Genomic DNA, 15,430 nt, shown 5'->3' with positions numbered 1-15,430 from the left:
CTAGAACCGAAAGCTCACCCCCACCCACGCATTTCGGGGGGTACCGGGCGCAAGGAATGATTCATAAGTGATGTCGTCTTCGTCTTCAACCAATGAACCGTTGCGGTCAAAAATATTGCCACCCAACAAAGCCCCATTGAAGTATTCACGATCAAACACATTGTTCAAACGTGCAATCAGGGTGAGGTTTTTGTTCAAGGCATGGTTTACACCCAAATTAAACACAGCAAAACCCGGAATGCGGCCATTGTCCTTGAACTCCACTGGCCCTTGACCAGGAATATTCAAAACGCCCGCCCGGTGTTGATTGTTTTCATTGCCGCGCGCGTACTGCTCACTTTGCGCCTGCATGTCTGCATACAACGTGGTCGAATTGCTGGCCTTGTAGCCGAGCGATAACTTCACATTGTGTTCAGCAAGCCCCGGAATCTTGTTGCCAGGTTGCACCTGAATGAAACCACCCTCCACCGCTGGGTCACCATTCAAATCCACTGCGCTGCTATTGCCTTCACTGGCCAAACGTGCCGGGCTTTGAAACGTGGCATCCAGGTACTGGTAGCTGGCACCGAAATTCCATTCCGATGTGTCCCAGTCAAAATCAAGCTCCATGCCCTGCCGACGGGTTTTGCCGTAGTTCTGAAAAAAGCCCCCTGAACCGGCACCATCGGTGACAAACAAAATATCGTTCTTGTTGTTGGCACGAAAAATATTGAATGAAAAACCATATTGCTTGCTGCCACTCACCCAACGGGTACGGTAACCACCCTCAACCGTGGAGGTGATCACTTGCTCCAGGAACGGATCAGCCGCCATCGCGTTGGGCAACAGGCAGGGAAACTCGGGGTCCGAACAAGCCAGTTCAACCGGGGTAGGTACGCGGTTGCTGGTTCCTGCGCTGGCGTACCAGGTGCTGCGCGGGGCGGTTTGATATGAAATCCCGAATGAAGGATTGAACCGCTGATAGGTGTAGTCGTTGTTCAAGCCGGGGCCAGCCTCACCCTCCTCATTGATCAACACCGGGCTTAAACGGTCTGTGGTTTTTACCGATGCATGGTTATAGCGGCCACCCAGTAGCAAGGTGGTTTTGTCATTCAGCGTCCACACGTCTTGTGCGTACACACCAAACTGACGGTTGTTCGCCTCCACATTCACCTGTTCAATGGGCGCGTACAATTCCCGCACAGTCCTGTCAGGATTGAACACGCCCAAAGCGTAGCTGCGGCGAAAATCCGATTTGCCAAATTCAAGCTGTGTGCCCACCAGCACCTTGTGTGCGCCCATGGGTGCCAGTGCATATTGCAGGCCCACACCCACCACGTCCTGATTCAACACGCCACGGTTGTTTGCACCGGGGCAATCTGCACTGTCGGGGTCAATTGCCGCGGGGTCGTTTTCATCGAACGTCACAGAACCCGGCGCATAAGCCATGGATGCAGGTGCGCTACAGGTCAGGTTGTAAGTGCCCGGTCCAAGGTTGTTTTCCACCTCAGCCCGATCTGGCTCGAACTCGGCCACGCCATAGCGGTAGTCCTCGTTCTCGTTGCCATCGCCATTAAAGGTGGTCGATCTGGAACTGCGGTAATAGGCATTTGCAGTCAGCTCTGCGCCACTTTGCAGGTAACGCGTAAAGTCCACTGCAAACTGCCCGCCCGTGTTTTGGGTGTTGTCAAAATAGGTGTAGGACTGCGCCCGGTTTTCTTCATAAAAACTGCGGGGCACCACACCATTGCCGTTCAAGTCAGACTCATAAAGCGCCAAGCTGAAATTGGTTTGTGTGTCACCAGACACTACACCCATTTTCCCGAACAGCTGCATGACCGAACTGGGTGACAACACCCGCCAGCCGTCTTCATTGAAGGAATTGAAGTTCACATAAAAATCACGTTGCGTGGGCTCGTCCACCCAGCCCTTCTGCACACCAAACCGGGTGCGCCCGAAATCGCCCAGCTCGGCATCCAGCTGTGTGCCCTGAAAATCGCGACCACTTTTGGTTTGCATCACAATGGCTCCGCCCAGTGAATTCAAGCCAAATTGCGGCATGGTGCCAGGCAGTACAGTGACCTCTTTCAGGGCCGATTGCGGTATGGCATCAAAGCGCACCACATCACCGAAGGTTTCGTTCTGGCGTACCCCATCAACATACACCGACAAACCCGGTGGTGTACCCAACAAGGGTGTGACTGAAAAACCGCGATAGGTGACATCGGACTGATACGGATTGCCTTGATTGTCTGTGACCTGCATACCATTGATACCGCGAAACAGGCTTCGGCTAATCGACTCCCTGCCGGAGTTTTGCTCCAGGGAATCCATCTTTTTGACACTGAAAGGTGCTTGATCGACAGACATGGCCGCACCCGGCAATGGGGTTGTGGAAATAACTTCAACCTCCTCCAGCTGCTGGGCATGAGCCGGGCGGAACATGGACGAAATCGAGAGTGCCATAAGGCAAACATGCCCATACGAAATTTGACGCGCAAACATACACAGCCCTTTGATCTGGATTTTTAGTTTTAGAAGTCGCATGGCTGACCTGCTCTGCGCGCCATGGAGATTGGCCAGGCAACCACGCGACTTGTTTCTTGTATATTTGCCAATAATGCCAGATCCGAACAGGGAAGTTTTCCCGAAAAGGATTTCCCCCCTTCTACACACCCGCTTTCTGGTGCACATTGTTGCTATTCAATCAAAGTTTGCAATCCATGCGTTTAAGCGAGTTGCTGGTTCGACGATTACTCACCTGGCTGGGCCTTTGGGCCTTGTGCTGCGTGTTGGTGGTGTTCGCCATGGGGCGGCTCGATGTAAAAACCGAGTACAGCGCTGCATCGGAGTTGGTGGACGACTTGCACCGAGGCCTGTCAAATGCAGAACCCTTGAGCAATATTGAATTGCAACGCCTGCGCCAGCAACTGGCTGAACGCAAGGCCGAACAGGAACGCAAGGAAACCCGAAGGGAACTCTATTTGATCAGTGCCATGTTGCTGCTAATGGCAGCCGGTAGTGGCGTTGTGGTTTGGTATTCCCTAAAGCCCGCTTTGAACAAGCCTTTGCAGCAACTGGTGCAAAGCCTGCGCACTTACGAAGAAGCGGACCGAGACCCGAACCTGCCCGCGCCAAGCCTGCATGACTCCGGCGAATTCAGGATTGAAGAATTCAAACGCATCCATGACAGCGTGCTTCAACTGATCAACACCCTGAACGCCGAGCAGAAAAAAAGCCGGGATCTGCTGAACCGGGTTGTCGACTTGCAGGAACGCGAGCGACAGGCCATTGCTCAAGACCTGCATGACTACTTCGGCCAATCCCTCACTTCCATCTCTGTGAACTCGGCGTTTCTGGTGAAAAACACGCAGGCCAATGTGCAAGAGGCGGCACAGGCCGTGCACGACCAGGCGCAGGAAATGATGGGCTGGCTGCGCAGTTCGCTGCGGGAATTGAAACCGCACCTGCTGCTCGAAGTTTCACTGCGTGATGCAGCGCTGGACTTGCTCGACAACTGGGCCAAGCGCCATGGTTGGTATGTTGACTTTGCCTGGGCACCCAACACGCCCAAATTGTCCAAGGACGCACCGATTGCTGTGTACCGCACCCTGCAGGAGGCGCTCACCAATGCCGCCCGCCATGCAAACACGAAAAATGTAAAAGTATTGGCCGGTTTCAATGATCAGGAACAGGAGTTTATTTTGATTGTTGAGAATGACGGCCTTGATTCACAAGGACCAATCACGCCCTCACTGGGACTCACTGGCATTCGCGAGAGAATGGCCAGCCTTCATGGCAGGGTACTGTGGAACACCGAACGAGACAGGTTTGTGCTGCGTTGCCATGTGCCTGTTGCGAGGACAGACCATGCCGCTTGAATCCAGAATCATTCTGGTCGATGACCATTCTGCAGTTCGCGCAGGCTACAAGCGTTTTATCGATTCAGAGCATGATCTCTCGGTAGTCGGTGAAGCCAGCAATGCGGACCAGGCCTTTGCCTTGCTGAAAACCCAGGCTTGTGACGCTTTGGTACTGGACATCAGCATGCCCGGTCAAAGTGGCCTGGAATTGATCAAGCGTGTCCGCCTCAAATGGCCTCGGTTGGCGCTGATTGTGCTGTCGATGCATGACAGCCCCGTGGTCGCCGCCAAGGCGCTGGAACAGGGAGCGCGGGCTTACGTCACGAAATCCAGTGAACCGGATGAATTGATTCAAGCCATTCGCATGGCCTTGGGCGAGCAAACCTTCGTGTCCAGCGATGTGCAAACTCAAGGCATGTTGACAGGTGCTCTCCCCGTGCAGCCCCCGGAAAAGCAGAATGTGCCAAGCGATGGAACCGGGGAGTCACCAACCGTGACAGCAAGTGGCTTGACCCCCCGAGAAGTCGACGTGGTAAGGCTACTGGTCGAAGGGCATACCATCGAGCAGGTGGGCATAAGCCTGGGAATCAGTGGAAAGACCGTGAGCAACAACCTGTCACAAATTCGTCAAAAACTGGGGGTACACACCGACTTCGAACTGGCCTTCTGGGCCTGGAGCCAGGGCTTTGGAAGGAAGCCGCCTGGTTTTGGCGAGTAAAGCTACTCACGTATTCCTCATTCGTATTTTCCCGTATTTTCCCGAAAAACTGGCTGCTTTGCCTTGCAACCTTCGACGTTCTCGGGGATATTCATTGCACAACCAAAATACGACAACACTTTCTCAGGAGGAATGACGCATGATGCTTCGCAAAGCGAAAATTGCAATTCTGGCCACGGCCATCACTGGTTTGGCGCTGGCTACAACTCCCGCCCGGGCCGAATTCATCAACATTCTCACAGGTGGCACCTCGGGTATCTATTACCCAATCGGTGTGGCCCTGTCCAAAGTGTATGCGGACAATATTCCCGGTGCCCGAACGCAAGTGCAATCGACCAAAGCATCTGTCGAGAACCTGAACCTTCTGCAACAAGGCCGTGGTGAACTGGGTATTTCGCTGGGTGACTCTGTGAAACTGGCCTGGGAAGGCAATGCTGAAGCTGGCTTCAAGGCACCACTCAACAAATTGCGCGGTATTGCAGCCATTTACCCCAACTACGTTCAAATCGTGGCCTCCAAATCTTCGGGCATTACCAGCCTGGCCCAGCTCAAGGGGAAAGGCTTGTCGGTGGGTGCGCCCAAATCTGGTACTGAACTGAATGCACGCGCGATTCTCGAAGCCGCCGGCATGACCTACAAAGACCTGGGCAAAACTGAATACCTGCCCTATGCAGAATCAGTTGAACTGATGAAAAACCGCCAACTGGACGCCACCCTGCAGTCTGCAGGCTTGGGTGTGGCCTCATTGAAAGACTTGTCGACTTCCATGGAAGTGAACATGGTTGCAGTGCCCGCCGAGGTTGTGAAAAAGCTGGGCGCGCCGTATGTGGAAGGAACAATTCCTGCCAACACCTATGTGGGTCAAACCCAAGATGTACCCACAGCAGCGGTTGTCAACTTCCTGATCACCCATTCCGAGGTCTCCAACGAAACGGCCTATCAAATGACCAAACTGATGTGGGAAAACCTTGAGGCACTTCGCTCTGCCCACAAGGCTGCCAATGCCATCAAGTTTGAAAATGCCCTGCAAGGCATGCCCGTGCCCTTGCACCCCGGCGCCGAGAAGTTTTACCGTGAGAAAGGTTTGATCAAGTGATCGGATTAACCCTGCAGTAATCAAGAAGTTGCCACATCCCGCCGGGATGTGGCTTACAACCTCACTTCTCTAGAGGCCCTATCCGGGCTTTTTGTCTATGTCCAATACACCCGACTCTACTGCTGCAACAACTTCCGCCGGCTTTCATGACCCCACTTCCGCTGGTTTTACCAGTTCCAGGGAAGGACGTTTGCTGTTCTGGATTGCCGTGCTCTTCTCGGCATTTCAAATTGCCACTGCTGCACATTTGATTGACTTCCCCAGCCAGGTACAACGCGCCTTTCACGTGGGCTTTCTGTTGTTACTCACCTTTCCACTGATTGCCATTCAGAAAAATACGGCGATCAAGGCAGTGGGTTGGTTATTGGCACTCTCCGCAGTGGGTGTAGCCGGGTACCAGTGGTATGAATACACGGAACTGTTGCTGCGTGCGGGTGACCCCACCGAACTGGACATTTACCTGGGTGTGATCGCGATCGCGACTGTGTTTATCGCAACCTGGGTTCTGATGGGGCCAGCGTTGCCCATCATTTGCGGTGCTTTCTTCGCCTATTGCCTGTTTGGCCAGTACCTGCCAGCGCCATTTGATCACCGTGGATACGACTTTCACCAGGTGATTGAACACATGGCCTATGGCACAGAGGGCATTTACGGCATCCCGACCTATGTGTCGGCCTCGTATATTTTCCTGTTCATCCTGTTCGGCGCTTTCCTTGAAAAAGCGGGCATGATCAAACTGTTCACCGACTTCGCTCTCGGCCTGGTGGGCCATGCACAAGGTGGCGCAGCCAAGGTGGCCGTGGTTTCTTCATCACTGATGGGTACGATTTCCGGCTCTGGCGTTGCCAACGTGGTAACCACCGGGCAATTCACCATTCCACTGATGAAGCGGTTTGGCTACCGCGCCGCATTCGCAGGCGGTGTCGAATCAACAGCATCCATGGGTGGCCAGTTAATGCCGCCAGTCATGGGCGCTGTGGCCTTTATCATGGCTGAAACACTAGGTGTGGCTTACTCCGAAATTGTGAAAGCCGCCATTATCCCCGCCATTTTGTACTTCTTTGGCGCATTCTGGATGGTGCACCTTGAGGCTGGCAAGCATGGCTTGAAGGGGCTTGAGAAAAAAGACCTGCCCAATCCCTGGAAAGCCGTGAAAGACCAGTGGTACTTAGTCATTCCGCTGATTGCCTTGGTGTGGCTACTGGTGGGTGGTTACACCCCATTGTTTGCGGGCACCGTGGGCCTGGCCTTCACCGTGGTGCTTATTTTGGGTGCCTCCATCGCGATCGGCTTGCCCAATACGGTGATTCGAATTTTGTTCTGGATCGGCTTGGGCGTGGTTTGTGCCGCATTTTTGCAGTTTGGTATCTGGGTGATCGCGGGTGCAATTTTGGCGCTAATTGCGGTGAATGCATTCAAGAAAGGTGGCCGTGAAACACTGGCTGCTTGCCGTGATTCATTGGCCGACGGTGCCAAGTCGGCCCTGCCTGTGGGTGTGGCCTGTGCCATGGTGGGCATTATCATCGGCACCATGACACTGACCGGTGCAGCCAATACCTTCGGCCAGTTCGTGGTCAGTGTGGGCGAGAACAGTCTGTTCCTGTCGCTGGTTTTGACCATGCTCACCTGCATTGTGTTGGGCATGGGTATTCCTACCATTCCCAACTACATCATCACCTCCAGCATTGCAGGCCCGGCGCTTGAACAACTGGGCGTGCCACTGATTGTCAGCCACATGTTTGTGTTTTATTTCGGCATTCTTGCAGACCTGACACCGCCCGTGGCCCTGGCCTGTTTTGCAGCCGCACCCATTGCCAAAGAACGTGGCCTGACCATCTCCATGGAAGCCGTGAAAATTGCGGCGGCTGGTTTCGTGATCCCATTCATGGCTGTGTATACGCCCGCATTGATGCTTCAGGACGGTGGGCCACTGGCCAGTGAGATTGGTTACATTCCAGCGGTGATATACATCGTGGTGAAAACTGTACTGGCAATTGGTTTGTGGGGCGCGGCGGTGATCGGCTACCTGGGCGCAAAGCTTCCTTTGTGGCTGCGTGTGCTGGGCATGGCTGCATCATTCACCCTCATCGCTGCCTTGCCCATCACCGATGAAGTCGGTTTTGCACTGGCAGTTGTGTTTGGTTTCATGGCCTGGCGCAACATGCGTGCGGTGAAAGGCAAATTGCAACCGGCATGAGCCTGTGTGTGTTCATCGCGGGGAAATCGGCAGCCTGCCTGGCGGGCCTGCTGTTTTCCTTGAGCTGGACACACTCTGTGGAAAAAACCGGGTGGGTGGAACACTGGCAGGTTCAAAATGAACAGCTGGTGTTGAGAGAAACCTTTGTGAAAGGCAGCGGTGCCGGAATAGACCCGGCACCCAATGCCGTTCTGGACAATGGTTGGTATCGATGGGCGCCAGAATCACTGGTAACTGTACCTGCAATCTCGTTGGCTAATTCCGAACTGACACCCGACAACTGGACGCTTTGTGCGCTTGATGCGATCACGCAGCGGGCTGGTGAATGCATCGACTTTGCGACGTTCGAGAATCGAGGCGTTGAGTCGTTTACGATCAAGCCTGACAGCAAGTAAGCCACTTGCCTGACTTGCTCAGGTGCATACCCGTTTGCCTGACTTCTGGCTTGCTCAGGCGCATACCCTCTAGCGCCAGAAAACCTGACTACCCCCTTGGTATTGATTAACCGCCCTAAGCGCACCCGCTAAACAGCGGGCGGGCTGCGCTTTCGGCGTTGCCGAACGGACGGTGAATTCAACACCAAGGGCAGGTTTTCTTGATCGGCGCTGCGAGGGCATTGCAGCCTGAGCGCGCTGGCAACCGCACTGGCGATGTTCGAGTGTTGTGAGTAGTAAGGTGAGGCTTGGGTGTGGCAGCGGTTGGCCGGCTTTGCAAGGCTTCCCGGCGGATTCGCAGCGAGGGGCGACCTGAAAGGTCGATGCGAAGACGCTTAAGCGTTTCGCATGCCCCAAGCCAGAAGCATCAAGCCGGATCAGAAGCATTGCTTAGGCCAGCCGCTGCCGCACCCAAACCTCGCCAATCACCAATCACCAATCACCAATCACCAATCACCAGCCTCAGCCTCAGCCACCGCCCCGCAAAGTGTGCATCTGGAACTGTTTGGAAAAGTTCGCCCTGGCATCTGCAGGAACGCCATCAGAAAAAGCCAATATCACTTCCATCCGTTTCAATCGCACCAAAGCGATCACACGGTCTGGCATTTCTTTCCAGGCAATGCGCGCCGTGCCGCCCTGCACCTCAAAATCTGCATGGCCTGCTTGTTCTGAAATCATGGGAAACAATTCAGCAATCATGTGCACCCAGCGACGCAACTCGCGTTCGGTGCACGACATGTCCAACGCTTTGTCGGTGTTGAAAATCGCCATGCAGTTAACCACCCGCGATGGGAGGCCAAATGGCCAGCACATCATCGGGGGTCAAAACTTTCGTGGTTCGATCAGCCGGGTCTACGTACACGCCGTTGACCAACACCAGGTGGGTTAGTTTTTCGGGCAAGTGAAACTGATCAATAATTTGTTGCACGGTGCTGCCTTCATCTACCTGCAAACGAACCGCGTTGTCGCTGCGGTTCGCTGGCAAATAATCGGTCAGTGTTGCAAAGAGTTTGAAGGTAATTTCCATGTGCTTTGTGATTGGGCGCAAGCCAGATAGGCTTCCATTAATCGGGTTGGATCTTCGAGCAAATGGTCTTTCCATTCACCCAAGTGGATTTTGCCCTGAATCAGACCCCGCATGACGCCAACATGGTTCGTTAGCCCCAAACTGGTTGCACCAATCAGCACATCGTCTAAAAACTCCAAACGCAGGTAGGTGAATTCGTCCTTGTTTTGCAACTCAACGCTTTGCCCACCTTCAGCACCCCACCACTGACCAAACGAGGCAGCGATCAAGCCCAAGGTGTCCAGCACGTTCATGGCCAAACTGCCCTGTGTTTGCGTGCCCTGCCCCATCATGTTCTGGGCAGCAATGCGTGCATCGTCTGCGGCGGCAGGCTGAATCATGTTCACGGTTTTCTCACCCGTGGAGAAATCCCGAACCTGTGCAACATCGCCGGCGGCATACACATCCTTGATGTTGGTTTGCATGTGATCGTCCACCAGCAAACCTTGATCCAGTTCCAGGCCACTGCCTTCCAGAAAGTCCAGGTTTGGCTTCACGCCCGTGGCAGAAATGACCAAGTCCACTTCCAGCGTTTCCCCATTGGACAGCTTCACACGCAAGGGTGCGCCGTCTTTGGCGGCCACTGCAGTACCAAAGCCAATGGCAGAACCAATTTTGGCAATCAGGCTTTGCTGCTCGGCTTGGCTGCCCACTTCAATGGCTTCCACGCGGGTGGAGCAATGCACATCTACACCCTTCTTGATACACCAGTCGCGAATCATGGAACCTGCGCCTTCAGTCATCATGCGGGGCACCATGCGGTTGCCCATTTCAACCACCGTCAGCTTCACACCGCGCAAGGCGAGTGCTTCCATGATGATGCAACCGATAAAGCCCGCGCCCATTTGCAATACGCGTGAACCGGGCTTGGCCAGCTCGATAATTTGCCGCGCATTTTCCAGTGTCCAGCAGGGGTGTACGCCGGGCAAATTAACACCGGGAATGGGTGGTGAAATTGGCCGTGCACCCGTTGCAATCAGCAACTTGTCGTATTCAAGTACGTCGCCATTGTCGAGCACCACTTTTTTACCTGCGGTGTCCAGCTTGGTGGCGCGTGCGCGAATTTCCTGAATGTTCTGCTTCTTGAAATGGTCAGGGTCTTTGCGAAGGTAAGTACCCTTCTCGCCCACCTTGCCAATCAGCAGGTAAGGAATAGCCATGCGGGAGTATGGGGGTTCCGGTTCGGCACCCACCATCACGATTGAATCGCGAGGCCGCTGCTTGCGAATTTGCTCGGCAGCGACCACCCCCGCAGGCCCGTTACCCAAGATAACGTGCCGTGTTGGAGTGGTTCCGGTCATAGCCCCAAGCGCTCCAGTGTTGCGGAGGTTGGGCGACCTTCGGTGTCCCAGCCACGCAGCTCAAAGTACTCAGGCAGCATTTTGTCGATGCCGTTGACCAGGCCTTTGGCTGGGCCCACTTTTGCAGCGTCTTTCTTCAAACGCGCTGGCAGGTCATCATCAGCCTTCGTGAAACCGGCTTCGAGGTTGAACTGGCGCTCCATGTTCCAGATGCGCTCGCCCATGGTTTCCAGATTGGCCATGTCGAATTCATCGCCACAGGCCGCAGCCACTTGGGGCTGAACGTCGGCCAAGGTCCAGGCAAAGCTGGTGAACACGCAAATACCGGCTGAGTCGAACACCGCTGTTGCGTCCTGGAATGCCTTCACCAAGGCTGGCTTGCCATCGGTCACCAGGGGGTCTGTTTTCACTGGAATGCCCAGCACTTCAGACGCCACGGTGTAGCCGCGCAGGTGGCAGGCACCGCGGTTGGAGGTGGCATACGCCAAGCCCATGCCCTGAATACCGCGAGAATCGTAGGCCGGGAATTCCTGGCCCTTCACGCTCATCGACAATTCTGGGTGGCCGTACTTGGTGGTCAGGCGTTTGGAACCTTGACCAATTTCAATGCCGAAACCAACGCCGTTGCAGGTGTCTTCACTCAATTTCACCAAGGCCTCGGCGGAACCAAACGGCGCTTTGCAGCCCAGTTGTTCTTCCGTCAATACGCCCAATTCATACAGTTCCATCACTGCAGACACAGTGGCACCCAGTGAAATCGGGTCAATACCGTGCTCGTTGCACAAGAAGTTCACGTAAGTGAGCGCTTCCAGATCGTTCACGCCATTGGACGAACCCAAAGCCCAAGCCGCTTCGTATTCCAGACCGCCGGATGCGCCGTGGTACTGGGGCTTGTTTTCCACGGTGAAGTGGGTTTCATCAATTTTGGAAATGCGGCCGCAAGCAATCGTGCAGCCAAAACAAGCCTGATTGGTCACCAGGTTGGCCTTGCCGTCGGTTTTGCGTGGCTCGTGCATTTTTTCGCCAGAAATGTCTTTGGCGCCATCGAAAATCACATCGCGGTGATTGTTCGTGGGCATCGCGCCCATTTCGTTGATCACGTTCATCAACACCTGCGTGCCATAGGTGGGCAGGCCTGTGCCGGTTACTGCGTTCTCTGCGAGAATTTTTTTCTTCTCGTAGGTGACCTTCATGAATTCCTTGGGGTTGGAAATATTGCCAACACCCTTGGTACCACGCACTGCAATGGCTTTCACGTTCTTGGAGCCCATCACGGCACCCACGCCTGAACGGCCCGCAGCGCGGTGCAGGTCGTTCACTATCGCTGCGTACAGCACCTGGTTTTCACCAGCCTTGCCGATGGAACACACGCGCATCAACGGATCTTGATGCTTGGTTTTGATGGCGGGCTCGGTGTCCCACACGCTCTTGCCCCACAGGTCAGAAGCGTCCATCAACTTCGCATTTTCATTTTCAATCAACAGATACACAGGCTTGGGTGATTTGCCTTCCATGATCACCATGTCCCAACCAGCACTCTTCAGTTCATTGCCGAAGTAACCGCCTGAGTTTGAACAGGCGATTGCGCCAGTCAACGGGCCTTTGGTAATCACTGAATAACGGCCACCAGTGGAAGCCATCGTCCCGGTGAGTGGGCCTGTTGCGTAAATAATCTTATTTTCGGGTGAAAGTGGATCCACTTTCGCATTCACTTCTTCAACGAAGTACTTGGTGGCCAAACCACGCTGGCCAAGGTAGCTTTTTGCCCAATCCATTCTCAAGTCTTCGCTGGTGCAGGTGCCTGCAGTCAGGTTCACACGCAGTACTTTACCGGTCCATGCCATTTGTATTACTCCCTTCTCTCTATTCTTCTGAATTACGCGTGAGCCTGATTACTCAGTTTCTCAGCCCACTGCTTCATCTTGTCCAAACCAGTCCAGTTGGAATCCACAAAAGTGATCGCGCCGGTTGGGCAGGCTGTTGCACAAGCGGGGTCGCCGCCGCACAGGTCACATTTCTGAACCTTGCCGGTTTCCTGAACGTAGTTCACTGTACCGAACGGGCAAGCAATCGTGCACACCTTGCAACCCACACAAGTGTCCTCAGAAACCACTTTCACACCATTGGTCTTGTCCATGGTGATGGCTTCAACCGGGCAAGCGTGCAAACACCAGGCCTCATCGCACTGAGTACAGGTGTAAGGCACTTTTTTGCCGGTGTGGTGGAAGTCGAACACCTTGATTCGAGACAGTGAGGTGTTGAACACCTGGTAGTTTTCATAGCTACACGCCATTTCACACTGAAGGCAGCCCGTGCATTTGTCGGGCGTGATGTGAAGAGATTTTTGCATCCCGTTGTTCCTCGCTTTTTTGGTTTATTGGTTTCTAGGCTTTTCTACCGCACTCCATACAGCACACTCTTATGCAATAAGCCTGCCAACTTGAAAAGATTATTTGCGCCAGTCTCGGCAACAGTTTCCCGAATTTCATGGCCTCGGGTTTTCCCGATGCAACACAGTTGTTTCAAACTGCAACAACTGTTGCAAAAAAAATCCCCGCCAAATGACAGGGATTCTTTGCGATAATTTTCAGCACAACACTCAGGGGCGCATGTACTTCACGCCATAGCTTGCGAAAATCTTCTCAATCTCGCCACTTTCTTTCAGTTCATTCATTGCCACCGTCAATTTCTCGGCCAGTTCCTTGTTGGTTTTCTTGGTGGCCATTCCCACAGCCCAACCCTTGGGTGGCAGTGAATTGTGTGGCACCTTGGATACGAAATAGTCGGCCTTCTTGTCAGGGTGCTGGTGCAGCGCCCACTCCAACTCAGCCCGTGTGGCCATTACAGCGACAAGCTCCCCATTGACCATGGCATCAACAGCTTCTTTGGGTGTTTTAAAGTTCACCAAATTGTCAGCATAGGCTGCACCATCTGCACCGGCCAGCATAATGCTGGGCAAGGCCGCGGCTTCAGCGCCAATTTTGTTGCCCGCCTCCGAGAACGGCTTCAGGCTGTCCAGGGTTGGCAATTTCTTGACATTACGCGCCACAAAAATATCGTCACGGGTGTAAGGAGAGAAGAACAGCGCCTGATCTTCTTTTTGCATGATGTACGCATCCACAGGCGCGTGCATCAAGATATCTGCAGGCGCACCCGCCAGGTAGTGCCCGCGTGTCACCATGTTTCGAATGTCGTCGGAAAACTCTTCATCTTCTGTGAAAGCGCGAACCCGCAAGCCCAAGCCCAGTTTGGCGGCCAAAGCTTTGGCAATGTCCACATCAATGCCTTTGCCTTCGTGGGAATACGGTGCCAGGTAGTTATAAACCGCCACAGTCAGCACACCCGAGGCCTGCACCTTGGCCCAGTCGCTCAGTTCCTGCGCGTACACACCCAGCTGAATTGAAAAGCCCAGCGCAATCGCGCCACACCATTTCACAAATACATTCATAACAGTCTCCGGTTATTTTGCGTCTTGGACACGCTTCTTATGATTGGATTGAGTAGAAAGACCGCGCACTGCCAGTGGCGGCCTTTCTTCAGAAAACCCCGCTATTTACTCGAACGGACGGGTTTCCACATAAGCCTTGATGGCCCAAATGGCCTCCTGACTCAAAATACCGGCGAACGCTGGCATGTACACGCGGTCACCTCGCACCTTGCCACCCAAAACCGAGTTGCGGTAATAAGTGTCGATTTCAACCTTGCACTCTTCCTTTGCCTTCTTGCCTGCAAAAGAATCGCATTCAGTGTTCATCTTGCGCAGGTCAGGAGAAATACCGCCGCTGACTGCTTCAAGGCCGTGACAACGCGCGCAGTTCTGGTTGTAGGCCGAACTTCCAACGCGAATGGCTTCCTTGTCACCCACGTAGGGATTGCTGTCCAGCATGTCATCGCCCAAAGGCTTTAGCGTGGACACATCCACAACCTGCGGGGTTACATCACCATGTGCAACTGCCACTGACGCGGCCAGGGAAAAAAGGGTGGCCACTAGGGCTTTACGAACTAACATCACAACTCCTGTCTTTCTAAGAATGATTCAACACAGGCCAGCTACTGCAATCCCCATGCCACCCTATTCATTTGAATTTGTGAATTAGTTTTACCAATTGTGACAAATGGCGAACTCTATGGTCTCTTGGGTTGATCTGTGCTACTTTTCATCAAAAGGTGTTTCATTCTGGAACACATTGAATTGAGTTGGCACAGTGCTTGCATTGGGCAACATAGCAGCTGAAACATCAATACAACTAAAAACATTCAGCGCTTCAAGTTGCACCTAAAACCACACATAAAAAACGCAGCACCACATGAAGCAGGAGACATGGATGACTTTCTTATCCGAGCGGGATGGCGGCAGCCTCGCATCCAACGCCCAAGTGATTGAACTGATCGACCCGGGCACGGAAGGACACCTCGAATTCATTCGGCGAGCACACCAGCGGTCAACCGCCGCGGGCTTGGACACCACGTCCAAAGTGGACATGGCGCCACCGCCCAGCAGCGCACTGCGAGAACTGATCGAAAAAAACAACCGATTGAAATCGTGTGCGTTGCCCTTCATGGAAACCCTGTATGAGCAGGTGGTGAACACACACAGCATGGTGCTGTTGACCGATGCCAGCGGCACCATTATTGAATCGCTGGGTGATGATGATTTCTTGGTGAAAGCCCAGAAAGTGGCCCTGGCGCCAGGCGTCACCTGGAGCGAGGAACACAAGGGCACCAATGCAATTGGCACCGCGCTGATTGAAGAATTGCCCACTGTCGTTCACGGTC

The 15,430-nt window shown here is 53.8% G+C and carries 13 protein-coding genes and 1 pseudogene; 6 read left to right on the top strand and 8 right to left on the bottom strand.

The window, feature by feature from the left end:
- Window positions 1–2,526, bottom strand: a complete 2,526-nt coding sequence (locus FCS97_RS07300) for a TonB-dependent receptor (RefSeq protein WP_171035201.1) — start codon at window positions 2,524–2,526, stop codon at window positions 1–3.
- Between the two features lie 149 nt (window positions 2,527–2,675).
- Here FCS97_RS07300 and FCS97_RS07295 point away from each other — a divergent pair, with 149 nt between their 5' ends.
- The 5 genes from FCS97_RS07295 to FCS97_RS07275 all read left to right on the top strand — a co-directional run bounded on the left by FCS97_RS07295 (window position 2,676) and on the right by FCS97_RS07275 (window position 8,248).
- Window positions 2,676–3,860 (top strand): sensor histidine kinase, encoded by a 1,185-nt coding sequence (locus FCS97_RS07295; RefSeq protein WP_138517720.1) that lies wholly within the window; start codon window positions 2,676–2,678, stop codon window positions 3,858–3,860.
- Window positions 3,850–4,560 carry a response regulator transcription factor gene (locus tag FCS97_RS07290; protein ID WP_171035200.1) on the top strand — a complete coding sequence of 237 codons (711 nt, stop codon included), beginning with the start codon at window positions 3,850–3,852 and terminating at the stop codon, window positions 4,558–4,560. The genes FCS97_RS07295 and FCS97_RS07290 overlap by 11 nt, the downstream gene beginning before the upstream one ends.
- 139 nt (window positions 4,561–4,699) lie before the next feature.
- Window positions 4,700–5,656, top strand: a complete 957-nt coding sequence (locus FCS97_RS07285) for a TAXI family TRAP transporter solute-binding subunit (RefSeq protein ID WP_138517718.1) — start codon at window positions 4,700–4,702, stop codon at window positions 5,654–5,656.
- A gap of 97 nt (window positions 5,657–5,753) precedes the next feature.
- Window positions 5,754–7,853 carry a TRAP transporter permease gene (locus tag FCS97_RS07280; protein WP_138517717.1) on the top strand — a complete coding sequence of 700 codons (2,100 nt, stop codon included), beginning with the start codon at window positions 5,754–5,756 and terminating at the stop codon, window positions 7,851–7,853.
- Window positions 7,850–8,248 carry a DUF1850 domain-containing protein gene (locus FCS97_RS07275; RefSeq protein ID WP_138517716.1) on the top strand — a complete coding sequence of 133 codons (399 nt, stop codon included), beginning with the start codon at window positions 7,850–7,852 and terminating at the stop codon, window positions 8,246–8,248. Before FCS97_RS07280 ends, FCS97_RS07275 begins: the two co-directional genes overlap by 4 nt.
- A 507-nt stretch (window positions 8,249–8,755) precedes the next feature.
- Here FCS97_RS07275 and FCS97_RS07270 read toward each other — a convergent pair.
- The 7 genes from FCS97_RS07270 to pedF all read right to left on the bottom strand — a co-directional run bounded on the left by FCS97_RS07270 (window position 8,756) and on the right by pedF (window position 14,663).
- The gene (locus FCS97_RS07270; protein ID WP_138517715.1) at window positions 8,756–9,058 is read right to left on the bottom strand and encodes a hypothetical protein; all 303 of its coding nucleotides are present in this window, start codon (window positions 9,056–9,058) and stop codon (window positions 8,756–8,758) included.
- Window positions 9,059–9,062: 4 nt separating this feature from the next.
- Window positions 9,063–9,314 carry a MoaD/ThiS family protein gene (locus tag FCS97_RS07265; protein WP_138517714.1) on the bottom strand — a complete coding sequence of 84 codons (252 nt, stop codon included), beginning with the start codon at window positions 9,312–9,314 and terminating at the stop codon, window positions 9,063–9,065.
- Entirely contained in the window at window positions 9,281–10,654 is a 1,374-nt protein-coding gene (locus FCS97_RS07260) for an NAD(P)/FAD-dependent oxidoreductase (RefSeq protein WP_138517713.1), read from the bottom strand. Before FCS97_RS07260 ends, FCS97_RS07265 begins: the two co-directional genes overlap by 34 nt.
- A complete protein-coding gene (locus FCS97_RS07255; protein ID WP_138517712.1) occupies window positions 10,651–12,498 on the bottom strand; it encodes an aldehyde ferredoxin oxidoreductase family protein in 1,848 nt (615 codons plus the stop codon). Before FCS97_RS07255 ends, FCS97_RS07260 begins: the two co-directional genes overlap by 4 nt.
- Before the next feature lie 32 nt (window positions 12,499–12,530).
- Window positions 12,531–13,004, bottom strand: a complete 474-nt coding sequence (locus FCS97_RS07250; RefSeq protein ID WP_008251418.1) for a 4Fe-4S dicluster domain-containing protein — start codon at window positions 13,002–13,004, stop codon at window positions 12,531–12,533.
- 249 nt (window positions 13,005–13,253) lie between these two features.
- On the bottom strand, window positions 13,254–14,102 hold the full coding sequence (locus FCS97_RS07245) for a substrate-binding periplasmic protein (RefSeq protein WP_138517711.1): 849 nt from the start codon (window positions 14,100–14,102) through the stop codon (window positions 13,254–13,256).
- Window positions 14,103–14,207: 105 nt separating this feature from the next.
- Window positions 14,208–14,663, bottom strand: a complete 456-nt coding sequence (gene pedF / locus FCS97_RS07240) for a cytochrome c-550 PedF (protein WP_138517710.1) — start codon at window positions 14,661–14,663, stop codon at window positions 14,208–14,210.
- A 316-nt stretch (window positions 14,664–14,979) separates the two neighbouring features.
- Here pedF and FCS97_RS07235 point away from each other — a divergent pair.
- Window positions 14,980–15,430, top strand: a pseudogene (locus FCS97_RS07235) (hypothetical protein); the annotation flags it as partial.

It is taken from the genome of Limnobacter alexandrii (assembly GCF_005871185.1).
Lineage (GTDB): Bacteria > Pseudomonadota > Gammaproteobacteria > Burkholderiales > Burkholderiaceae_B > Limnobacter > Limnobacter alexandrii.
Note: the sequence above shows the minus strand (reverse complement) of the source record. Positions and strands in the feature narration are given on the sequence as shown.